Origin of the sequence: Photobacterium sp. TLY01 (assembly GCF_021432065.1) — a bacterium.
Taxonomy (GTDB): Bacteria; Pseudomonadota; Gammaproteobacteria; order Enterobacterales; family Vibrionaceae; genus Photobacterium; species Photobacterium halotolerans_A.
In genome coordinates this window covers 288,522-309,562 of record NZ_CP090365.1, presented here as the reverse complement: position 1 = coordinate 309,562, position 21,041 = coordinate 288,522, and the positions used below count along the sequence as shown (strand labels likewise).

Below are 21,041 nucleotides of genomic sequence, written 5' to 3'. Positions count from 1 at the left end.
CGCTTGAGTTCGGTGATTTACTTGGCCATGTGGGATGCGCGCCAGGTACTCTTTGTTAGCCCAAAGAGTACCCAGAAATGCTTTTTTGTTCTTCGGTGTGGTCCGGGTCGGTTGTAGGCGCTCCCTGCGCCGACAACCTGAAAATTCGTCCTGAATTTTCCCCTAGGGAAGTGGGTTTCTTTTGGTTTTTTGGGATGTTGTGGCTGGGAGATTTTGGTACGGCTGAGGTATGTCGCGCTTGGGTTCGTTGGCTTACTTGGCCTTGTGTGATGCGCGCCAGGTACTCTTTGTGGGTCAAAGAGTACCCAGAAAACCTTTTTGTTCGTTGGTGTGGTTCGGGGCGGTTGTAGGCGCTCCAGGCGCCGACAACCTGAAAATTCGTCCTGAATTTTCCCCTGGGGGAGTGGGTAACTATGTTCTCTGAATCGTTGTTGGATAGAGCATGATTAGGCCTGCATTCATTCAGTTACTTCTGTCATTGCCGCGCAGGCGGCAATCCATACAGCGAGTACGGTGATCAGTTGTTGTATTGATGGTATGTCGCGCTTGAGTTCAGTGGTTTGCTTGGCCATGTGTGATGCGCGCCAGGTACTCTTTGTGGGTCAAATGTATGGTCCGCCCCGTTTTTGCAACTACAATTTTAACGGGAGTGGTTTACGCTAATGTATTCGGAGTCTCTCTTGGAAGCTCTCGCATTCCAGCTCCACGATGATATCTGCGCCAGATAATCCTTAAAAGAGTGCAAGCATCTCAGTGCTATTTGGACCGTCAGGTTATCTATCTGGCCGATGTACCGTTATCGTCATCATTGTCATTGCAAAATGGGTGAATGAGTTTATTGGCAAGCAAGTTTGTTGGCGTTGAACGCTCGATGTGAGTGCATCACAGCCCAGGCGATCCGCACTAGCTTGTTAGCCAGTGCGACAACAACAACATTAAAAGGCTTGCTTGCCCTCAGATTACTAAGCCAGGGTTCGAAGCATTTTCCCGTTGTTTCTGGCTTTGATAAGACAGCACGGGCGCAATGAATAAATAATGTTCTGAGCCTTTTATTACCTCGCTTGCTTATCCCCAATAATGTGGTTTTCCCACCTGTAGAGTACTGTCTCGGAACCAATCCTATCCATGCTGCCATATCACGGCCACACTTGAAATTTCCCGGAGAGGCAATCTCAGCCAAGCATGAACTCGCTGTGATATGAGCAACACCAGGGATCGACATAAGCAATTCACCGATTTCATTTTCAGATGTCATTTTGATTAATTTCTGTTCTTGCAGCTGAACGTGCTCAGTGAGGTACAGGTAGTGCTCGTGAAGTTCTTTTAATTCCAAGAGTAAAGCTTGAGGTAGTGATTGGTTTTGCTCTGCAATCCATTGGAATAACTTTTTCATCGTTGAATGACCGTTGGGAAGACTGAGTCCGAATTCAACAAGAATCCCACCAATTCTGAGCATGGTCGCCGTACGTTCTTTGATATAGGCATCTCTTGCCCGGTTGATGATACTGATAACTTGAGCACTCTCTGATTTCACGGCAGCAAAGCGCATTGATGGGCGGGATGCAGCTTCAGCAATCTCCGCTGCATCAATGAAATCGTTTTTATTCGATTTCACATAGGGCTTTACATATTGAGGTGGGATGAGCTTTGCTTCGTGCCCGTAACTTTCACATTTTCGGGCTAACCAATGCGCGCCGCCGCAAGACTCAAATGCCACAGTTGTCTGCGGTAAATTAGAGAGCCATAAAAGCAGTTGAGCCCGATTGAATTTCTTACGAAACACCTCATGCCCGATACAGTGAAAAGTATGTCTGCCTAGATCGATACCAAGAATATGTAAATTGTCCATGATGGCACACCTCAGTGGTTTCGGTTTCCTCAAGCTTAGCCACTGACGTCGCTAGGGGTGAGGTTGGGGCGGACCATATCATTAGAGTACCCAGAAAACCTTTTTGTTCTTTGGTGTGGTCCGGGGCGGTTGTAGGCGCTCCCGGCGCCGACAACCTGAAAATTCGTCCTGAATTTTCCCCTGGGGGAGTGGGTAACTATGTTCTCTGAATCGTTGTTGAATAGAGCATGATTAGGCCTGCATTCATTCAGTTACTTCTGTCATTGCCGCGCAGGCGGCAATCCATACAGCGAGTACGGTGACCAGTTGTTGTATTGATGGTATGTCGCGCTTAAGTCTGGTGGTTCATTTGACCTTGTTTGATGCGCGCCAGGTACTCTTTGTGGGTCAAAGAGTACCCAGAAACCCTTTTTGTTCGTTGGTGTTGCCCGGTGCGGTTGTAGGCGCTCCCGGCGCCGACAACCTGAAAATTCGTCCTGAATTTTCCTCTGGGGGAGTGGGTTGCTTGGATTCAATGATTGCTGTTGAGCAGAAGTGTTTTCAGGCATACATCAATGGTTTCATCTCCGTCATTTTTGCGGCAGGCTAAATCACCAGATGGTTTATTGAACAACCCCACGTATTCAGCCATGGTGCAAGGCGGGACATGTGTTCCCGCCTGGATAGATACGATTACAACACCGCCCACGGGGTGTCCGGTGTACCCGGCTCGTGATTGAGCGTCCACCACATGGCTCGGTAGATGACACCATTGTGAGTGACACGATCACCGGTTTGATAGGTGGCTTCTGCAGACCAACTGGCCGCATGGGTGAAGTCAATCTTTTCCCATGGTCCGTAGGGCTGACCGGGTTCGTCGTTTTTGGACCACCATTTGGCCTGATAGACAAAGTGATTGAATTTGACGCGATCACCGGCGAGATAGACGGCATCTGGTTGCCAGTCTGTCACATCCGGCAGAGTATTCATGTCCAGATTACCGACACCGATATTCATGGCATTGAGCAGATCGCCGTTGTCCTGACCGTATTCCCATGAGAACAGGCCGCCGAGTTTTTGACGGGTAGCGAGCTGGCCTTTCGCGATGACATCTGCCGGGTGATCAAAGCCGACAAACGCCGCATCCGAGCTGCGCCATGCATAGTGACACTGGCAGTCCTGATCGAAGCGAATCTCGAAGCCGTTCACACCTTGTCCGTCCGGCCCGAGGATCTCTTCTGAGACACGGGTATAGGTCGCGATACCTTCGACATCCCAAGGATTCACTGGTTTTGGAAAACCGGCGATTGCGACACCACCAAAGGGCGAGCCTTGTGGATTCAGGGTGACGCCGTCCCAGCCCTTGGCATACTTGGCAACGCCCAGGACGAGTTTCTCGGCGGGCATACCTAAACCAAGCAGATTCTGAACCGCATCTTCAGCACCATAGCCATACCCTTTGGCTAAGTTGCCATTGTGGGCACTGATCGCGGTGTGATGGCCGACATTGTCAGATGACCAGGCTCCGAAAAAGTCATAGGTCATCAGGAATATCAGATCCATGGCAGGCTCTGCCCGCTGATAATTGACTTTAGCGGTATAGGACTCTGCTGTCGCAATGGCTGATGTCACCAGATACTCACGACTGGTTTCGGCGCTGAGTCTGTCCATGGCGGCCCGCAGATCGATCATCAGGTCCGCATAGGCTTCACCTTCTGCACGGTTTTGCGGCCACTCCCAGTCAATGTCGACACCATCAAAGGCTGGATTTGATTTCAGGTAATCCACGATGGCTTGAATGAAAACCTGCCGGTTGTTGCTGTTCATAGACATTGGAGCGAACGGACCATCGCCACCCCAGCCGCCGATCGAGGGCAGAATTTTCAGGTGCGGGAAGCGGGTTTTCAGTTCACTGAATTGGGCCGAGAAGGCTTTATCAACCGTGCTGTTATTTTCCGCCAGCGTAAAATCTGGTTTGCCGGCGCAGGTGGCTTCGTGGCCTGCCCGTTGGCCCGGACCGCAGATATCTAGAAATGCGTAGAGGATATGCGTGAGGTTATTCCCGTTGATCTGGCTGATACTGGTCGGATTCGACCAGTTCGCCACATAAGTGGCCACCACATGGCCGCTGTTTTGCTGAAATTCACCGTGGGTGCCGGTGAACAGATCGGGCTCAGTGGCATGAGTATAGGCAGCAGTGCTTGCAGCCATCAGCGCAAGCGCGACATGACACCATCTGAAAGCAGATTGAATCTTCATTGTTGATTCCTTCATTGTTGGATATCGACCATATGATACTGGTTTCAATTTGCGGGCAAGTGCTGCGGCTGCGTTATCACACAGTTCTGTGGGGATGTTTAAAACAGTTTTGACTGAGCAACTTGTTCTTTGCGGGAATTTAGGATCTTTATCAATGTCTCTTGTTCTTTCTGGAGATTTTGATTGCTGAAGGGGGCTTTAAATTAGTGGTGACGAGTTGTTGTGTCCGGGGCGGTTGCAGGCGCTCCTGGCGCAGACAACCTGAAAATTCGTCCTGAATTTTCCTCTGGGGGAGTGGGTTACGTTGGTTTGTTGCTCGTAATTAAACAGGCATGCTTTCGAGTAACTTCGTTTTGTCGAAAACATCATTGACCCACTTTTCTGCAGCAGATGGATTATCTAAAGAGATGAACTCTGCTACGTCACCAAGCTTCTGAAGCGCTAAAGGAGACCAAACTACTTTCATTTCTTAATGCGTGCTAGCACTTGGACGCGTGCATCTTCATGAGAAACACCCAGATCGGAAGCTAACTGAGCTTCTGCTGTGCGCATTTCTTCCAGTAATTCGATTTTCTCTTGCATTGCCTCGTACTCTGTAACGTCAAGAACCACAGCGACACCTTTACCACGTTGTGTAATTACTAATGGACGACGAGTCTCATTGATTTGTTTGATGTAGGAAGCGACACTTGCGCGAAATTCAGACAACGGTTGAATATCTTGATCGAAATGAATACGACTCATGTTGAACTCTATTTGGTACAAAATAACGTACAAACAATAGTTCAGCCAGCGGTGATGAGCAAGAAGTTGATGCTGCGTTATCACGAATGAGGAACCGCAATCGCGCCTGTTCTCAGGATTTGGCCTCAAAGCCAGTGCACATGGCAGCCCCTCATGAGATGTTTGTGAGCACACGTGGCTACATCATGCACTCTGTCGCAGTTTTCGCTTGTGCGACACCTTTTTCGATGATTGCCAATACTTGATCATTCTTCACTGAAGATACGATTTTATCGAGTAAATTTTCTGCTGTCGCCTCAGAAGAAACATCAACCAAGCAACTGTAACTGTGAGATATTTTATCAGTTGCTGCTACAACCGCTTGATGGTCAGTGAAATCTGTGTTGATCAATGTGTCTATCGACTGAGCAAAATCTTGAGCCTTTTGGCTCGCATCACCAAACACTTCAAGATTGAGATGATTCAAATCGAGCGAATCTGCCTTCTGCTGCAGACTATCGACCGCTTTGTTCGCTGCTGCTTGAGCCTCATCAATCGCTTTACTCGCATCATCACAACCCACTAGAGCGAGCATTAAAGTTAATGTGATTACTGATTTTTTCATCTTAAGCCTCTGAGTGAAAAAGGGATGTCGATACTAAACGAAGGCTTAGAAGCAATGAACAAAAATACCGTAACAGGATGCGACCATCACTTACTGGCTGTGTGTGCTAATGAATGACATAGACTCCTCCTCATCAGGAGCTGCCACACTTGGCCAGTCTGATCCTGTAACTACCGGGCCACCATCAACAACTACTGGCTGAAGGAAAACCGAAAAAAGTAGCCATAATTGCCTGTGTCAGGAAGATGGTTATCATCCTCAATTCTATGTTACGCGATGGCGTCTTATGGAATGAAAAATCAGCATGATTTTAACGATTGACGCCATAGTCGTTTGTTATACGGTTTATGACGCATTATACCCAAACTTTACAGTCTGAAGTTTTGATTTCCATAAGCTCTCACGCTGAATGACTTGTTCAGGAGTCAGAGATGAAGAGAGAACTTCAAGAATTGTAAACTTAAAGTGCTTTTCAAAGTAATCGCGAGTATTTATGGCATAAAGCTCTTTTAGCTCTTTATTATTTCCGTGGCAGCCATAAATATAGTCAGACCAACGTCCCCAGATACCATTAGCTCCGTAAGCCGACCCAACATAGTGCTTTCCTGTTTTAGTATCAGTTAGCAAATAAACACCAAAAACACTACTTAACGCTACTTTCCAGTCATTGAGTTCATTTTTTATAACTATGCTCATTACTTCAAAGCTATGGTTAACGTTATCATAGGATGTAAAGCGCTCACCCTGATATGAATACTGTGAAAGCGAGGAGACTTTTGAGTGTGAGAAAATATAATCAGGCGTGAAGACCGTACCTCTCGTATTGTCGCCTTGGTAATCAATTGTCAAGCGACCAATAAGTTCAGAAAACTGACTGTTTAATTTTACTTCATAGTGCTTTGAATCACGGCTAGTAATATCGAAAACGCCACCAAACAAAAATTTTGTGCCAGATATTTGGGCAAAGCTAACTATTTTGTCTTTAACAAAACGTTCCTTTTTCGTTCCTCTATATACTTGCCAACCAGCCCACTCTTCATGGCTTCGAGCTAGCACATCAATAGGGCGAGTTCCACCGGGCTCTTGTTTTGCTAGATGAAAACGATACTCAGAGTTGTTATTTAACTCTGAGAAAATTAAGCCTAAATCCATAAATACCTCTGAATTTTAAAAACCGTATAACGCCCTGTTAAGGTGTGAGCAACGCAATACCTAAGCCGCCGCATACAACCTTAAACACTAAATGCAACGCATAGTGAAAGTGCCACGCGTTGCGAATCACTCTTAAACAGTTTGTTAGCAATTTAACTAAACGAGGCCCCAAAACCATCAAAGGTACATTGAAACTCCCAACCTTTTGTAACCATAAAGTCTAACCATTGAGCAAGTATGTCTTTGGTTACCGTTGTCGGGTGAGAATATCCTTCAACAAACCATGAGCGGTTAATTAACCCCTCACTTCTGATCAGTGACTCATAGTTTTCGAGAGCATTGTTTAGTTGAATGGCTGATGCTTTATTTGGACATAAATAGCTAAATTCTAGAACTAACTCTGTTTCGTTGGTGACTCCATTACTTATTAGTGAAGCCCAAGTCTCATTGAGCATGTTCAGCTGACTTTCTAAATTCAATTGATAACCACTCAACTTCAATTTCTCCCTGATTGCTAACGCCCAATTAAGGTGTGAGCCACGCTACCACAACACTCAATTTGGACGCCGTAAACACTAAAGTAAACCCAAACCAAAAATGCCAAGCGTGGGGAATCACTCTTAAATTGTTTGTTAGCCCTGTGCTCAACTATTTGAATTTCATAGTCTTTAGCAGCTGTTCAGCAATTTCTTGCGGAATAAAATAATTCGGTTTCCCGTGGTATCTTGTCATTACTTCTAAGCCATCAAAATTGTCGTACTGCCCTAATTTTTCTAGACGTTCAGTTTCTGCAACCCACTGCTGCTCTTGCATTGGAATTAACTGGAAGCCTGACTCAGCCTGAAACATTTGCAGATATTCTACAGAATCGCCCAAAATGTCTTTTACAATTTTCTTGTCTTCCTCGGGAGTTCTACACCCAAAAAAGACACCTTTTATTTTTGCATCTAGCTCAATAAGTTGCCCTGTACCATCTGAATTATGAATTACATCCCGCCACTCTTTTTCATAAAACCAATCTTCATATTTAGTAAATAAGCACATAGAGAGAACATCATGATCCTGTGGATGTTCACCTGTTGCAAACTGGCGACTTTTCCAGTATTCCTCGTGAGTAATACGAGGATAATGGCGACTATAACGAACTGGTCGGCAACTAGAACGACCAAGCATATTGTCTTCAGTTCTTTCAAACGTAATGACTATACCTTTGTGCTCATCGGCATAATGCGACCACATCAAACCATGATCGTGAATCTCACTAAAGCACATTACAGCGTAATTTTTGGATTGCTCTTCAAGTTTGTCATTTCGTCGTTGAGTTAACTTATACAGAAACTCGTTGAACTCACTAACGTTACCTTGCTCAGAGGCTTCTTTTGCTCTTGATGCTAGGTAATACTCAAGCTGATCCATATCATCAAAGTCACCAATAAACTCACCGTCATTTGGAACTTTTAGCGGCCTAATCTTGCAATCAAAAGGGTCATTAAAGGTATGAGGTGCGGCATACCACACAGCTTTATTTCGCAATATATTCAATGTATTTTCATTTAGTGTCCCATCTGGGTTACGCAAAATACGATACTTTGAAAGATACTGAACATTTGGATATTCCATCTAAACCTCAATTTTTTGTATAAAGGGCTAACGCCGCCAACAGCGGCCGAGCGTAGCGAGGTCCAGCGCACGTAGTGCGCGATGCTGATTGGCCTTGTTAAATGGCTTGTTCATTGCTGCATGTAGCCTTTAAATTCTTGCAGATTATTTGCAATTTTAATTGCCGTATCTGGTGCCATGCCAATGCACGGCATGTAAAACACCTCCTTGGATTTATTAACAACCAAAAGCTCACCTCCACCATTGCCGCCGAATGCTAAAAAGCCAGGAGCATATTCGTCGATCTGATAGTCGCGATTGAATTCTTCCAGTTCTTCTGGCCGCCACAAGACATACCATTCTGGCTCTACTGCTAACTCACCTTCGAGGTAGCCTTCTTCTAACCAAGACTTCACAACTTGTTTGATAACTTCGATATTCATGATTGCCATTTAACATTTTATTCAACGACACCATGTCGTGTAACTCTGTCATATGACTCTTTCAATCAAAAAAATACTTAAACATCTGATTGTACTAAACTAACTGCGCTTAAACATATATACATATCAGTAAGATACACGACATCACGTCGTATATCTTACTCAATCGCCTGATGCTACCCAATTGATATTATTGATTTTTTTTGTATTTCATGACTTACCCCAAAAAATCAGCGACACATACGCTTGTGAGAAAAGCGACATCGGTCACTTACCTTGTACAAAGAAGCCATAGAATCGTACTTGCTGCATGGATTCCCGCCTGTCGCGAGAATGACGCGGTGAAAATTCACATTGATGGCACTCCCACAGGGAAAAATTCAGGACGAATTTTTAGGTTGTCGGCGCCGGGAGCGCCTACAACCGGCCCGGGCAACACCAAAGAACAAAAAGGGCTTTCTGGACACTCTTTATCCCCATAAAGAGTGTCTGGCGCGCATCAATGAATGCCAAGAAAGACTCCAGACTCAAGCGCGACATACTCACCCAGCCAAAAAAAGAGAACTCGCCACATGGATTCCCGCCTGTCGCGGAATTGACGGGCTGAAAATGTACATTGATGGCACTCCCACAGGGAAAAATTCAGGACGAATTTTTAGGTTGTCGGCGCCGGGAGCGCCTACAACCGGCCCGGGCAACACCAAAGAACAAAAAGGGCTTTCTGGGCACTCTTTATCCCCATAAAGAGTGTCTGGCGCGCATTCATGAATGCCAAGTAAGCCACCGAACTCAAGCGCGACATACCTCAGCTGTACCAAAACCCCAGGCACAACACCAAAGCACAAAAAGGCATTCCCCCACAGCCCCACTTTCTTTCCTTGGCTATTGTTGGCAAATCTATAAAATAGCCCCTTCGTTTGTTGAGCGGAATATCACATTCTGCCCGGTGTCGCCAAATCCGGCTGACTGACTGCTTTGCCGGTCAGGCCGGGCTGATGAAGGAAGAGTGCATGATCCAAAAGCTGACAGGCTGTCGTGACGTATGGAGTGCCTGGATGCGATGGTTCGGTGTCGGACTGTCTTTCTTCTGCACCTTTAGTGTGATGGCTGCACCAGACAGCCAGGTCATTGTTGTCGGCGCGGATCACAATTACCCGCCTTATGAATTCATCAATGAAGACGGTGAGCCGGATGGCTACAACACCGAGCTGACCCTGGCGATTGCTGAACTGATGGGCATCCATATCGAGATCAGAATGGGGGCATGGGATGAGATCCGCCGTCAGTTTGATCAGGGCGAGATTGATATTGTCCAGGGCATGATCCAGTCCAGTGCCCGGCAGGCGAGATACAGTTTTTCGCCGCCTCACGCCATCGTGCACCAGTCGGTGTTTGCCCGAAAGGGGAGCCCCTTCGTCGCCAGTCTTGCGGATCTGGCGGGCAAATCTGTGATTGTTCAGCGCAGCGGGGCGATGCACGATTATCTGAGCAACCAGCAGCCGGGGGCAAACCTGGTGCTGGTGGACTCTCACGCCGACGGATTGCGCTTGCTGGCCTCCGGTCAGCACGACTACGCGCTGGTGGCGAACTTGCCGGGTTTGTATACCGGCAAGGCGCTGGAGTTGTCGAATATCATTCCGGCCGGAAAACCTTTCGGTGCCCAGCATTACGGTTATGCGGTGCAAAAAGGCCATGAAGATTTACTGGCCCAGTTCAGCGAAGGGCTGGCGATTTTGAAAAATACCGGCCGCCAGCAGGCGATTTACGATAAATGGCTGGGTCCGCTGGAAACGCCGGGGATCAGCTGGAAGAAACTGGGTATGGCGGCGGCCACCGTGTCTGCCCTTCTGTTGCTGGTGCTGGGGGGAATCATGATCTGGAACCGGGCACTGAGCCGGGAAGTGGCCCGGCGGACCAAAACGCAGCAGCTCCAGCAACAGCAACTGATTCAGGCCGATAAAATGACTTCGCTGGGTATTTTAGTGTCTGGCATGGCCCATGAAATTAATAATCCCAGTAGTCTGTTGCTGCTGAATTTACCCATTCTCAAAGAGGCGTATCAGGACGCGGAAGACATTCTGGACGCCCATTACCAGCAGTATGGTGATTTCACCTTAGGCGGGCTGGCCTACAGCCGGATGCGGGAGGAAATTCCCTCCATGCTGGATGATATGCAGTCAGGGACGCAGCGGATCCGCCGCATTGTCGATGACCTGAGGGATTTTGCCCGTCAGGAACCCAGCGCGCTGAATGAGGTGGTGGATCTCAATCAGGTCACGGCTGCGGCCATTCGTTTGGTCGACAGCACCCTATCGGCATCGACTCATCACTTTTCGGTTGAATACGGCGATCCGCTGCCGTGTTTTGAAGGCAACGGCCAGCGCATTGAGCAAGTGATTATCAACCTGATCATCAATGCCTGCCAGGCGCTGACCTCGCAAACGCAAAGCATCAGGGTGACGACGGGTTTCAGCCCGGCTGACAATTTGCTAATCCTGGAAATCTGCGATCAGGGGCAGGGTATCGACCCAGAGCACCTGCCGCACCTGAGTGATCCTTTTTTTACCACCAAGCGTGAGCAGGGCGGGACGGGCTTAGGGCTGTCGATCTCATTCAGCATTGTGAGTGAACATGGCGGCACCTTGAACTATGAATCCAGACGACAACAAGGCACCTGCGTGACACTTTCGCTGCCGGCCTTGAAAGGGACAATTGCTTCATGAAGACAAATCGCTACCCTGCATTTGGTGTCTTGCTGGTGGATGATGAACCGGCCTTTCTGCGTAGCCTGAGTATCGTGCTGGAGCGGCGGGGCGGCATCAACCATATCATCCAGTGTCAGGACAGCCGCGATGCCATGACTCTGATAGAGCAGGAGAATATCGGCCTGGTGCTGCTGGATCTCACCATGCCGCACCTGTCCGGCGAAGCCTTGTTGCAGCAGATCAAGACTGAATTTCCTGAAGTCGGCGTCATTATTATCAGCGGGCTGAATCAGGTGGAAACCGCCGTCAACTGTATCCGCCTTGGCGCGTACGATTACTTCGTGAAAACCACAGAGGAAAACCGGCTGATCGAAGGTGTGAAACGGGCCATTTTGCTGCAGGAAATGCGCGAGGAACACAATGCACTGCGGCGCCGGTTCCTGACCGACACCCTGGAGCGGCCGGAGGCTTTTGGCGACATCATTACCCGGGATAAAGGCATGCGCTCTGTGTTCCAGTATCTCGAATCGGTGGCGCCAAGCAGCCAGCCTGTGATGGTGTGCGGTGAGAGCGGGGTCGGTAAAGAGCTGATCGCCCGCGCGCTGCATACCCTGAGTGAGCGTGCCGGACCGCTGATCAGCGTGAATGTTGCCGGGCTGGACGACAATGTGTTTGCCGACACTTTGTTTGGCCACCACCGCGGCGCGTTTACCGGCGCCGACAAACCCCGCGCGGGTCTGATCGAGCAAGCGGCCGGCGGTACCCTGTTTCTCGATGAAATCGGTGATTTGAGCCAGGCCTCACAGGTCAAGCTGCTGCGCCTGATTCAGGAAGGGGAATACTATCCCCTCGGTAGTGACAGGCCGAAACGTCTGAACGCGCGGATTGTGGTGGCCACGCATCAGAATCTGGTGCAAAAGCAGCAAAGCGGTGAGTTCCGCAAAGACCTGTATTACCGGTTGAAAACCCATCAGGTGGACATTCCGCCTCTGCGTCAGCGCCGTCAGGATATTCCTTTGCTGCTGGAGCACTTTTTACAGGAAGCGGCCGATGAGCTGGGTAAAACCAAGCCGACCATCCCGAAAGAGCTGCCGGTGCTGCTGGCGAACTATGCCTTTCCCGGCAATATCCGTGAGCTGAGGGCACTGGCGTATGATGCCATGAGTCAGCACCGCTCGCGGATGTTATCCATGGCGGTGTTTCGCCGGGTGCTGGATCAGGACAATGACGTCAGTGAGATGAGCGCAGGAAGTCCCCTGACGATGTTCGACCCGGAGCAGTCCCTGCCGACCCTGCAGGAAATGGGCGACTTACTGATCCAGGAAGCCATGCGCCGGGCGGAGGGCAATCAGTCGCTGGCGGCCAAGTTTCTCGGCATCTCGCAGCCCGCACTCAGCAAGCGACTGAAAAAATCTCAGCCGGAATAAACACTTTGCATCAGGCCACACTGGGACGGGCTGACGGAACCCCTATAACCAAAAGAAAGGTTATAACTTTGTAAATAGTCAATAAGATGATGTTTTGCAAAGGAAAGGCGTGGGTTTACTGCTCGTGCCTATTCCTTTGGTTATACCCCTTCTTGCGTTGCTCGATCTCTCTTCTTCTGTTCTTTTTTATGAATAACAATGACTTAGTTTGTGTTCATTGTTTGGCATCATGCTTGCAATAACCTTGCTCCTGTATGTATGGGCGCAGCCCATCCTGACGTGTAAACAATGACAGCGAAGCAGAAACGGGGATGCACCCGACTTCTGTCAATTGGATAAGGAAATAACATGGAACAAGCTCACGAGAAGCCAACTCCGAAAGGACTGTGGGGCGGACTCGCCTTATGGAAGAAAATTCTGGTCGGTATGATCCTTGGGGTCATTGCGGGCAGCCTGCTCGGCCCTGATGCCGAAATTCTCAAACCTATCGGCACCTTGTTTATCAATGCCATTAAAATGCTGATCGTGCCTCTGGTGTTCTGCTCTCTGGTGGTCGGTGTCACCTCGATGCAAGATACCCGCAAGATGGGACGCATTGGTGCCAAAGCCATTGTGATTTACCTCTCGACCACAGCCGTGGCCATCAGTATCGGTTTGGGTCTGTCCACGATTCTGGCACCGGGTGCCGGCCTGGAGATGACGGCAACCGCGGCGGCGAGCGAAGCGAAAGAAGCGCCGACTCTGGTTCAGACACTGCTCAGTCTCATTCCGAACAACCCTATCAGTGCACTGGCAACCGGGAACATTCTGCAAATCATCGTTTTTGCCCTGGGTCTGGGTGTGGCACTGAACCTGTGTGGTGAGAAAGGCAAACCGGCAGTTCAGGTGTTCGAAAGTCTGGCTGAAGCCATGTACAAACTGACTGAACTGGTGATGAAGCTGGCGCCTTACGGGATCTTCGGTCTGATGGCCTGGGTGGCCGGTAAATATGGTCTGGAGATCCTGCTGCCGCTGTTCAAAGTGATTGCCGTGGCGTACATCGGCAGCCTGCTGCATGTGCTGCTGTTCTATCCGGCAGTGATCAAAGTCTTTGGTCGTCTGAATCCGATGCCTTATATCAAAGGAATTGCGACGCCGGCTGCTGTGGCCTTTACCACCACCAGCAGCTCAGGCACTTTGCCTGCCAGTATTAAATGTGCCCGTGAAGAGCTGGGTGTGTCGAAAGGCGTGTCCAGTTTTGTTCTGCCGCTGGGCGCGACCATTAACATGGACGGTACGGCACTGTATCAGGGTGTGGCGGCACTGTTCGTGGCGCAGGCCTTTGGCATTAACCTGGAATTTGCCGACTATGTGGCTATCGTGATGACAGCTACGCTGGCTTCGATTGGTACCGCTGGCGTACCGGGTGCTGGCCTGATCATGCTGTCGCTGGTCCTGACCACAGTTGGTCTGCCGATGGAAGGTCTGGCGATTGTTGCCGGCATTGACCGTATTCTGGATATGGCGCGTACCACGGTGAATGTTTGTGGCGACCTGATGGTTGCTGTGCTGGTGGGCCGCAGTGAAGACGAGCTGGACACTGAGGTGTATCACCGCAGCACAGAGAAAACGACCCTGACGGCGAGTGAAGATATCGCTTAATCTTTAATACGTCTGCAAAGAGAAAAAGGCCAGCCGCGAGGTTGGTCTTTTTTTATACACGCAAATCGGTTTTGCAGACAAAAACTAAAGAATACCGCGCAGGAGTTTGTGAATTTCATCAGGTTGGCAGCACATTTTCACTGGGAGGGGTAAAACCCAATATTCAGACCCGGATCATATTCCTGCCGATTGCGCGATTTCGCCAGAGTGCAGGCTAACATGCTGCTGATACAGGTGTTTATTGGTTTCATGCATAAGCGCTGCATAAAGCGCCGGTAATTACGCATTCGGCGCTTATAAGAATAAATAGCCTTTTTTTGCAATCTATTCAGCTATGCATTAATTGCATTGTGGCTTACTTTTATGCATTTCCCTTTGTGACTCAAAACGACGATTGTATGAATCACTTAGCCGCCATAAGAAGCTGAAGATGGCTCGTATAAGCGGCGAAGTGGTATCTCTTTCCTACCCATGAGTTTAAGGTGACCGCTATGCTTGATACTGTCCAGCAAGTACGTATTGAAGAAGATCTGTTAGGCCAGCGTGAAATTCCCGCTTCTGCTTATTACGGCATTCATTCTCTTCGCGCTTATGAGAACTTCAATATTTCTTCAATGCGTATTTCCGACGTGCCAGAGTTTGTTCGCGGCATGGTCTTTACCAAGAAAGCGGCTGCACGTGCCAATATGGAGCTGGGCAGCATTCCGTCGGAAGTGGGCAAGTACATCATTCAAGCCTGCGATCTGATTCTGGAGACAGGTAAATGCATGGATCAGTTCATTTCAGACGTGTATCAGGGCGGTGCCGGTACGTCGGTTAACATGAACACCAATGAAGTGATCGCCAACATTGCGCTGGAGCTGAAAGGCCATGCCAAAGGCGAGTATCACATCATTAACCCTAACGATCATGTGAACAAGAGCCAGTCGACCAACTGTGCTTACCCGACTGGTTTCCGTGTTGCTGTCTACAACAGCATTATCAAGCTGGTGGGATCGATTGAGCACCTGCAGGCGGCGTTCGATGCCAAAAGCGAAGAATTCAGTGATGTGCTGAAGATGGGCCGTACCCAGTTGCAGGACGCCGTGCCTATGACAGTCGGACAAGAATTCCACGCTTTCAGTGTCTTGCTGAAAGAAGAAATCAAAAACCTGAAATATTCCGCGGCCTTGCTGCTGGAAGTGAATCTGGGTGCCACCGCGATTGGTACCGGCCTGAATGCCCCGGCCGGTTATCAGGAACTGGCGGTCAAATATCTGGCAGAAGCAACAGGTCTGGATTGTGTACCGGCAGAAGATCTGATTGAAGCGACCTCTGACTGTGGCGCCTATGTGACCGTACACGGCGCACTGAAGCGTCTGGCGGTGAAGATGTCGAAAGTCTGTAACGATTTGCGTTTGCTGTCATCCGGTCCGCGTGCGGGTCTCAATGAAATTAACCTGCCGGAAATGCAGGCGGGCTCTTCCATCATGCCAGCCAAAGTCAACCCGGTGATCCCGGAAGTGGTGAATCAGGTGTGCTTTAAAGTGATTGGTAACGACACCACAGTGACCTTTGCGGCAGAAGCCGGACAGCTGCAGCTGAACGTGATGGAACCTGTGATTGGTCAGGCGATTTTCGAGTCGATTGAACTGCTGAGCAATGCCTGTATCAACCTGGCAGACAAATGTATCTCGGGTATCAAGGTGAACCGCCAGATCTGTGAAGATTACGTCTTCAACTCAATCGGTATCGTGACTTACCTGAACCCGTATATCGGTCATCATGAAGGCGATATCGTCGGCAAGATTTGTGCTGAAACCGGTCGTAGCGTGAAAGAAGTGGCGATGGAGCGTGGCCTGCTGAGTGAAGAAGAGCTGAACGATATTTTCTCGGCTCAGAACCTGATGCGCCCGACCTATAAAGCCAAGCTGTACAGCTAAGCCATGTAATAACCCAAAGAATCTGAAGAACAATCAATAAAAGGTCTTGAAACCCTACATCCTTTTCCTCCCTTGTTTGCAAGGGAGGTTTTTTTATTTCTGGGGGCAGGGATTGTCAGTCTCTGCTCATCAGGCCATCAATCGGGCTGATTTTGCTCAGTGCGCTCCAGATGGCTTCGCAAGTGGGATGGAGTCGGGAGTGATAACGGTAAATGTACAGATCCAGCGGCACGGGTTCCCGTGCGGTGAGGATCTGCAAACGTCCGGCGGCCAGTTCATCTTTGATGGCATAATCCGGTAACCAGCTGATCCCTTTGCCTTGCATCACCAGGGCTTTGATAAAGTCTGTCATTGATGAGGTACAGACAGTATTTTGCGTTAATCGCCGGTTGGCCCGTTGCAGCGCCCGGCCCATGTAACTTTCCGGGGTATAGTCCAGCGAGGGCACGGTGTCATTGTCTGCGGGATCAAAGAGCGGTTTACCGTGCTCATCCACCGCCGACACACAGTACAGATAAGAACGCCCCAGATAGACAGAGCGGTAAGGTGCCACCTGCAGGCTGTCCTCATAAAAAGAAAACAGAAAATCACATTTCCCGTCGATCAACTGTTTGACCGCATCATCCACTTCATTGGCCACCACAGAAAGCTGGGTGTTCAAGGTCGGGTTAAACAAACAGGCATGCAGTTTCGGCAGCACACTGATCGCCATGGAATGCGAAGAGCTGATCCGTACGGTATGACGCCCCAGAAATGAGCTGCCAGCCAGACGGTTCACTTCGTCATCCAGCTGTTGAAGAATCGACAATGCAGTCGTTTTAAACTGCTTGCCTTTCAGGGTCAGCTCGATGGGGGTTTTACTGCGGTCGATTAAATTCAGCCCCAGCTCGGCCTCAAGGGATTTGATCCGGCGGCTGAAAGCTGGCTGCGTGACATTACGCACAGCGGCAGCATGGGAAAAGTTACGCAGCTCGGCCAGGGTCAGAAAATCCTGTAACCATTTCGTTTCGATATTTTTCATTATTTAAGTGGCTGTTTTATCGAATAATCATTTGTATGAACGGCTCAGAAAGAGCACTTGCCGGATAAGATTACCAAATCCATGATTATGCCTGCCATCTTTATCTGACATCATCGTGTTGCGGTACAGGTATAAACGGGACAGCGATGTTTTTCAGTTGCCTCTCTTAGGGATCATGGCATGACTTGATTTGACGGAATAATGCAAAATTATGTGCACTTGGTTTCATTTTGTCGGGAACAAGATGCCAACAGCGCTATCAAAGAAGAGGATTGGATTACAGGAGATAAACGGATGTTAAAGCCCTTATTGTTTGTGGTGACCGCCGTCTGTTCAGTGGTGCCTTCGCCGGTTTTATCAAGGGTAACGGAAGAGCTCAGACGGAGTGATGGTTCAGACATTACCTATTACCTGAGCGGGCGTGGCAGCGACCGCTTGCTGGTGCTGATTCAGGGCTCAGACTGCAACAGTGTATTTCATAATCAAAATATCAATGACAACTTCAGCCGGGTTATGGACGATGCAGACACCCTGACGGTCGAAAAATACGGGATTGATAACGGGCTGAGCTGGAATACCGATCCGCAGCGAGCGGACTGTCCCGATGCCTATCTGAAACAGGATTCTCCGTCACAGCGTGTGGCTGATTACCTGACGGTGCTGGATAAACTGGATCAGGATAATCGTTATAGCCAGATTGTCTTGCTGGAGGGCAGTGAAGGGGCTTTGGTGGCTAATCTGCTGGCTGCGAAGAGTGATAAAGTGACAGGTGTGGTGGCGTTAAATGGCGGTGGGCGTTTTTTCATCGATGATGTGCTCTACAACATGCAATCTCAGATGTCACCGCAGGCATTCAGTGAAGCAGAACAAGGGTTCAGGCAGTTTGCTGAAGCTGTGCTGCAAAGTAACGAGATGGACACGGCTGTCAGTGGGCACGGTTTCAAATGGTGGAAAGCGATGCTGACGGCTGATCAGCAGCAGATACTGCAAACGATTGATGTTCCTGTTCTTTTGATTCAGTCGGAAGAGGATACCAATGTGGATCCGCACGCTTTCGAATCTATGGTCAGGGCGCTGAAGAAAACCGCCCCTCATATTCAGCCCCGTACCTATGCCGGCCTTGATCATGCTTTCAATGATGCGCAGGGTCAGAGTCAGGTTGAACGTGTTCTGGATGATATCAAAGTCTGGATTGGTAGCGGGGCGCAGGCAAAGAATTAAAGCGCACCGCTTCTGAACTGTTGTTCGCAAAACAAACTGGATGGTTGCATTTCTATCCATCAAACCATTGTGCAGTTGTGGCTGAAAACGTTATAAACAGACATCGACATTAAGGTCTGAACAGCAAGTCATAGGAACCCGATGAAAGTACATTTTTTTGAAGATAATCAGGACGTCCCTTTGGTGCTGGATGTGTTGCGTCAGTTGCGCCCCCAGTACGACAGAGGTGCTTTACAGGCGCAGATCACCAAGCAGATGGCGCAGGGCTATCAGGTGGTTTATGTGAAGTCAGGCGATCAGGTGATGGGTGTCGCCGGGTTTGTGGTGTCAGAAAAGCTGGCCTGGGGCAAAGCCATTTATGTGGATGATCTGGTGACAGCTGAGCAACACCGCTCTAAGGGTGTCGGCGAATGTTTGATTGACTGGCTGAAAGCGTACGCAAAGGCGCAGGGGTGTAAGCAACTGCATCTGGATTCTGGCGTGCAGCGCTTTGCGGCGCATAAGTTCTATCTGCGTGAAGGGTTTCACATTGCCAGCCACCACTTTTCGATGACAGAGATCAAGTGAATCCGAGAACAACGGAAGCGTTCGCTTCCGTTGTGTATGATCTGAAATTACAGGCTGGCCAGAATGGTTTCTGCCTTGCTGACTTCAAATTCTTTCGGCGCTTCAACGTTCAGCTGTGTCACCACACCGTTGTCGATGATCATGGCATAGCGTTGCGAGCGCAGGCCGCCGAACTTTGCGGTGTCCATCTCCAGACCCAGCGCTTTGGTGAAGCTGCCGTCACCGTCTGCCAGCATCATAATTTCTGAAGCATTTTGTGCTTCGCCCCAGGCTTGCATCACGAAGGCATCGTTGACTGACACACAAGCAATGATATCCACGCCTTTGGCTTTCAGTTGATCTGCCAGCACCACATAACCCGGCAGGTGAGATTCCGAGCAAGTTGGCGTGAAGGCGCCGGGAACCGCAAACAACACCACTTTCTTGCCTGCAAACAGTTCTGTAACCTCATGGTTGACCATACCGTCTTTGGTGAGTTCACTCAGAGTCGCAGCTGGCAGAGTCTGGCCTTGTTGAATCATGGTAATTTCCTTTCGTTTTTGGAGTTCAACTCAGTCTAGTCTCAATTAGTGCTAATAAACACTGAGAAATAATAGGGGTATCAGGTGATAATTTTTCTGCCTGATCAGAAATATATGCAAAGATGACAGGCAGTGATGGTTTAGCAGCAAGGAATTCAAATGGCACCTGTACTGAAAACTGATTCGCTGATGATCCGACCTTTTGAGAGAAAGGATCTGGCGGCGTTTACACGTTATCGCGCGCAGCCCGACGTTGCCCGTTATCAAAGCTGGACGGAGTACACCTACCGGGATGCCGTCACCCTGTTTGAGCGGATGGATTACACGACATTCGGAACAACAGGCAACTGGTATCAATTGGCAATCGCAGATGAAAAAACAGATGTGTTGCTTGGCGATTTAGCGGTGCATTTTATCGATGATGCGCAAGTGGAGATTGGTTTTACTGTCGATCCCCAATATCAGAGAAAAAATATTGCGTTTCATGCCGTGAACTGCTTGTTGGATTATCTGTTTGATACCCTGAACAGGCACAGAGTGATTGCGGTCACGGATGCTGATAATCGGGCGTCATCGCGGTTGCTGGAGAAACTGGCGTTTCGTCGTGAAGGCCACTTCAGACAAAATATTTTCTTCAAAGGTGCCTGGGGAGATGAATATTTGTATGCGATGTTAAACGCTGAGTTTCATCGCCGGTAAACAGAGAGGAAATAGCCAGAAAAGGCTGGTTTTCTGGCTATCGGATAAGCGGTTTATTGCGCTTTTTTCACCCGGATGTTGCTTTTGGCAAGCGAGGTCAGGTTCAGGCTGGCGATCGCTGCTTTGGCTTGATCCTGATCCGGCATTTCGACGAAAGCGAAGCCTTTGGAATGGCCGGTTTCCTGATCGAGCACCAGTGTACACTCGGTGACTTTGCCGTGTTCAGAAAACAATTTACGGATGTCTTGTTCAGTGGTTGAGCGAGACAGGTTACGAACTAGAAGTTTCATGATGGGTCGTTTTATTTGAAATGACCGCGGCATTCTCTCAGCTTACTGACCAGAGTGAAAGGAATACTTTGGCGCTGAGGCATTGTCGCCATGCCGGATGGCGAAATATTCTGTATACTCATCCCCGTTCTCACACTGCCACCGAAGAAAAGCTTATGACCCGCGAACAACCGAATAACCCTCTGCACGGCCTGACCCTGGAAAAAATCTTAACCCAACTGGTTGATCATTATGGGTGGACGATTCTGGCGTGCGAAATCGATATTAATTGTTTTAAAAATGATCCTTCCATTAAATCGTCACTGAAGTTTTTACGCAAAACGGACTGGGCGAGAGCGAAAGTGGAAAAGTTATATATTTCAACATTTAGCTGATTTTAAGGTCAGGGAGGCATGATG

Annotated in this window: 20 protein-coding genes and 2 pseudogenes; 10 read left to right on the top strand and 12 right to left on the bottom strand. The window is 49.0% G+C overall.

Features of this window, described 5'->3' with window-relative positions:
- Nucleotides 1-835 precede the first annotated feature (835 nt).
- Entirely contained in the window at nucleotides 836-1,849 is a 1,014-nt protein-coding gene (locus tag LN341_RS17030; protein ID WP_234206217.1) for an IS110 family transposase, read from the bottom strand.
- Between the two features lie 349 nt (nucleotides 1,850-2,198).
- Here LN341_RS17030 and LN341_RS17025 point away from each other — a divergent pair, with 349 nt between their 5' ends.
- Nucleotides 2,199-2,438, top strand: coding sequence for a hypothetical protein (locus LN341_RS17025; protein ID WP_234206215.1), 240 nt, complete (start codon nucleotides 2,199-2,201; stop codon nucleotides 2,436-2,438).
- An 83-nt stretch (nucleotides 2,439-2,521) separates the two neighbouring features.
- Here LN341_RS17025 and LN341_RS17020 read toward each other — a convergent pair whose 3' ends face one another.
- The 4 genes and pseudogenes from LN341_RS17020 to LN341_RS17005 form a co-directional block, all read right to left on the bottom strand.
- Nucleotides 2,522-4,087, bottom strand: a complete 1,566-nt coding sequence (locus tag LN341_RS17020; RefSeq protein WP_234206213.1) for a glycosyl hydrolase family 18 protein — start codon at nucleotides 4,085-4,087, stop codon at nucleotides 2,522-2,524.
- A 328-nt stretch (nucleotides 4,088-4,415) separates the two neighbouring features.
- A pseudogene (locus tag LN341_RS17015) lies at nucleotides 4,416-4,553 on the bottom strand (type II toxin-antitoxin system RelE/ParE family toxin); the annotation flags it as partial.
- Nucleotides 4,550-4,831: a type II toxin-antitoxin system Phd/YefM family antitoxin gene (locus tag LN341_RS17010; protein WP_234206211.1), complete on the bottom strand. Its 282-nt coding sequence runs from the start codon at nucleotides 4,829-4,831 to the stop codon at nucleotides 4,550-4,552. The gene LN341_RS17010 and the pseudogene LN341_RS17015, both read right to left, overlap by 4 nt.
- A 178-nt stretch (nucleotides 4,832-5,009) precedes the next feature.
- On the bottom strand, nucleotides 5,010-5,435 hold the full coding sequence (locus LN341_RS17005; RefSeq protein WP_234206209.1) for a hypothetical protein: 426 nt from the start codon (nucleotides 5,433-5,435) through the stop codon (nucleotides 5,010-5,012).
- 182 nt (nucleotides 5,436-5,617) lie between these two features.
- Here LN341_RS17005 and LN341_RS17000 point away from each other — a divergent pair.
- Nucleotides 5,618-5,743 (top strand): annotated as a pseudogene (locus LN341_RS17000) (IS110 family transposase); the annotation flags it as partial.
- Nucleotides 5,744-5,780: 37 nt separating this feature from the next.
- Here LN341_RS17000 and LN341_RS16995 read toward each other — a convergent pair.
- The 4 genes from LN341_RS16995 to LN341_RS16970 form a co-directional block, all read right to left on the bottom strand.
- Nucleotides 5,781-6,587: a GIY-YIG nuclease family protein gene (locus tag LN341_RS16995; RefSeq protein ID WP_234206207.1), complete on the bottom strand. Its 807-nt coding sequence runs from the start codon at nucleotides 6,585-6,587 to the stop codon at nucleotides 5,781-5,783.
- A gap of 152 nt (nucleotides 6,588-6,739) precedes the next feature.
- On the bottom strand, nucleotides 6,740-7,081 hold the full coding sequence (locus LN341_RS16985) for a hypothetical protein (RefSeq protein ID WP_234206205.1): 342 nt from the start codon (nucleotides 7,079-7,081) through the stop codon (nucleotides 6,740-6,742).
- 154 nt (nucleotides 7,082-7,235) lie between these two features.
- Nucleotides 7,236-8,207 (bottom strand): DUF2971 domain-containing protein, encoded by a 972-nt coding sequence (locus tag LN341_RS16975; protein ID WP_234206202.1) that lies wholly within the window; start codon nucleotides 8,205-8,207, stop codon nucleotides 7,236-7,238.
- A gap of 110 nt (nucleotides 8,208-8,317) precedes the next feature.
- Entirely contained in the window at nucleotides 8,318-8,629 is a 312-nt protein-coding gene (locus LN341_RS16970) for an SMI1/KNR4 family protein (RefSeq protein ID WP_234206200.1), read from the bottom strand.
- Nucleotides 8,630-9,639: 1,010 nt separating this feature from the next.
- Here LN341_RS16970 and LN341_RS16965 point away from each other — a divergent pair.
- From LN341_RS16965 to aspA, 4 genes are all read left to right on the top strand, one after another.
- Nucleotides 9,640-11,352 carry a transporter substrate-binding domain-containing protein gene (locus tag LN341_RS16965; protein ID WP_234206198.1) on the top strand — a complete coding sequence of 571 codons (1,713 nt, stop codon included), beginning with the start codon at nucleotides 9,640-9,642 and terminating at the stop codon, nucleotides 11,350-11,352.
- The gene (locus LN341_RS16960; RefSeq protein WP_046221683.1) at nucleotides 11,349-12,761 is read left to right on the top strand and encodes a sigma-54 dependent transcriptional regulator; all 1,413 of its coding nucleotides are present in this window, start codon (nucleotides 11,349-11,351) and stop codon (nucleotides 12,759-12,761) included. Before LN341_RS16965 ends, LN341_RS16960 begins: the two co-directional genes overlap by 4 nt.
- Nucleotides 12,762-13,109: 348 nt before the next feature.
- On the top strand, nucleotides 13,110-14,402 hold the full coding sequence (locus tag LN341_RS16955) for a dicarboxylate/amino acid:cation symporter (RefSeq protein ID WP_046221682.1): 1,293 nt from the start codon (nucleotides 13,110-13,112) through the stop codon (nucleotides 14,400-14,402).
- Nucleotides 14,403-14,893: 491 nt separating this feature from the next.
- The gene (aspA, locus tag LN341_RS16950; protein ID WP_234206196.1) at nucleotides 14,894-16,324 is read left to right on the top strand and encodes an aspartate ammonia-lyase; all 1,431 of its coding nucleotides are present in this window, start codon (nucleotides 14,894-14,896) and stop codon (nucleotides 16,322-16,324) included.
- Between the two features lie 115 nt (nucleotides 16,325-16,439).
- On the opposite strand, the gene LN341_RS16945 is transcribed toward aspA, so the two are convergent.
- On the bottom strand, nucleotides 16,440-17,345 hold the full coding sequence (locus LN341_RS16945) for a LysR substrate-binding domain-containing protein (protein WP_234206194.1): 906 nt from the start codon (nucleotides 17,343-17,345) through the stop codon (nucleotides 16,440-16,442).
- A 294-nt stretch (nucleotides 17,346-17,639) separates the two neighbouring features.
- On the opposite strand from LN341_RS16945, the gene LN341_RS16940 reads away from it, so the two are divergent.
- Both LN341_RS16940 and LN341_RS16935 read left to right on the top strand, forming a co-directional pair.
- Nucleotides 17,640-18,566 (top strand): alpha/beta hydrolase, encoded by a 927-nt coding sequence (locus tag LN341_RS16940; RefSeq protein ID WP_234206191.1) that lies wholly within the window; start codon nucleotides 17,640-17,642, stop codon nucleotides 18,564-18,566.
- A 141-nt stretch (nucleotides 18,567-18,707) separates the two neighbouring features.
- Nucleotides 18,708-19,133, top strand: a complete 426-nt coding sequence (locus tag LN341_RS16935) for a GNAT family N-acetyltransferase (RefSeq protein WP_046221678.1) — start codon at nucleotides 18,708-18,710, stop codon at nucleotides 19,131-19,133.
- A 47-nt stretch (nucleotides 19,134-19,180) separates the two neighbouring features.
- Here LN341_RS16935 and LN341_RS16930 read toward each other — a convergent pair whose 3' ends face one another.
- Complete coding sequence (locus LN341_RS16930) at nucleotides 19,181-19,654, bottom strand: peroxiredoxin (protein ID WP_046221677.1); 474 nt, start codon at nucleotides 19,652-19,654, stop codon at nucleotides 19,181-19,183.
- A gap of 159 nt (nucleotides 19,655-19,813) precedes the next feature.
- Between LN341_RS16930 and LN341_RS16925 the strand changes: the two genes are divergently transcribed.
- Nucleotides 19,814-20,353 carry a GNAT family N-acetyltransferase gene (locus LN341_RS16925; protein WP_234206189.1) on the top strand — a complete coding sequence of 180 codons (540 nt, stop codon included), beginning with the start codon at nucleotides 19,814-19,816 and terminating at the stop codon, nucleotides 20,351-20,353.
- Between the two features lie 53 nt (nucleotides 20,354-20,406).
- Here the strand turns inward: LN341_RS16925 and LN341_RS16920 are convergent, their stop codons facing one another.
- Nucleotides 20,407-20,643 carry an RNA recognition motif containing protein gene (locus LN341_RS16920; protein ID WP_046221674.1) on the bottom strand — a complete coding sequence of 79 codons (237 nt, stop codon included), beginning with the start codon at nucleotides 20,641-20,643 and terminating at the stop codon, nucleotides 20,407-20,409.
- A gap of 155 nt (nucleotides 20,644-20,798) precedes the next feature.
- Between LN341_RS16920 and LN341_RS16915 the strand changes: the two genes are divergently transcribed.
- Nucleotides 20,799-21,017 (top strand): VF530 family DNA-binding protein, encoded by a 219-nt coding sequence (locus tag LN341_RS16915; protein ID WP_027250724.1) that lies wholly within the window; start codon nucleotides 20,799-20,801, stop codon nucleotides 21,015-21,017.
- Nucleotides 21,018-21,041: the final 24 nt, after the last annotated feature.

Coding starts and splice junctions, on each gene's coding strand:
- LN341_RS16965 (WP_234206198.1), top strand. CDS start 9,640: ATGATCCAAAAGCTGACAGGCTGTCGTGACGTATGGAGTGCCTGGATG.
- LN341_RS16955 (WP_046221682.1), top strand. CDS start 13,110: ATGGAACAAGCTCACGAGAAGCCAACTCCGAAAGGACTGTGGGGCGGA.
- LN341_RS17010 (WP_234206211.1), bottom strand. CDS start 4,831: ATGAGTCGTATTCATTTCGATCAAGATATTCAACCGTTGTCTGAATTT.
- LN341_RS16970 (WP_234206200.1), bottom strand. CDS start 8,629: ATGAATATCGAAGTTATCAAACAAGTTGTGAAGTCTTGGTTAGAAGAA.
- LN341_RS16920 (WP_046221674.1), bottom strand. CDS start 20,643: ATGAAACTTCTAGTTCGTAACCTGTCTCGCTCAACCACTGAACAAGAC.
- LN341_RS16935 (WP_046221678.1), top strand. CDS start 18,708: ATGAAAGTACATTTTTTTGAAGATAATCAGGACGTCCCTTTGGTGCTG.
- LN341_RS16930 (WP_046221677.1), bottom strand. CDS start 19,654: ATGATTCAACAAGGCCAGACTCTGCCAGCTGCGACTCTGAGTGAACTC.
- LN341_RS16975 (WP_234206202.1), bottom strand. CDS start 8,207: ATGGAATATCCAAATGTTCAGTATCTTTCAAAGTATCGTATTTTGCGT.
- LN341_RS16940 (WP_234206191.1), top strand. CDS start 17,640: ATGTTAAAGCCCTTATTGTTTGTGGTGACCGCCGTCTGTTCAGTGGTG.
- LN341_RS16915 (WP_027250724.1), top strand. CDS start 20,799: ATGACCCGCGAACAACCGAATAACCCTCTGCACGGCCTGACCCTGGAA.
- LN341_RS17020 (WP_234206213.1), bottom strand. CDS start 4,087: ATGAAGATTCAATCTGCTTTCAGATGGTGTCATGTCGCGCTTGCGCTG.
- LN341_RS17030 (WP_234206217.1), bottom strand. CDS start 1,849: ATGGACAATTTACATATTCTTGGTATCGATCTAGGCAGACATACTTTT.
- LN341_RS16925 (WP_234206189.1), top strand. CDS start 19,814: ATGGCACCTGTACTGAAAACTGATTCGCTGATGATCCGACCTTTTGAG.
- LN341_RS16960 (WP_046221683.1), top strand. CDS start 11,349: ATGAAGACAAATCGCTACCCTGCATTTGGTGTCTTGCTGGTGGATGAT.
- LN341_RS16945 (WP_234206194.1), bottom strand. CDS start 17,345: ATGAAAAATATCGAAACGAAATGGTTACAGGATTTTCTGACCCTGGCC.
- LN341_RS17005 (WP_234206209.1), bottom strand. CDS start 5,435: ATGAAAAAATCAGTAATCACATTAACTTTAATGCTCGCTCTAGTGGGT.
- LN341_RS16995 (WP_234206207.1), bottom strand. CDS start 6,587: ATGGATTTAGGCTTAATTTTCTCAGAGTTAAATAACAACTCTGAGTAT.
- aspA (WP_234206196.1), top strand. CDS start 14,894: ATGCTTGATACTGTCCAGCAAGTACGTATTGAAGAAGATCTGTTAGGC.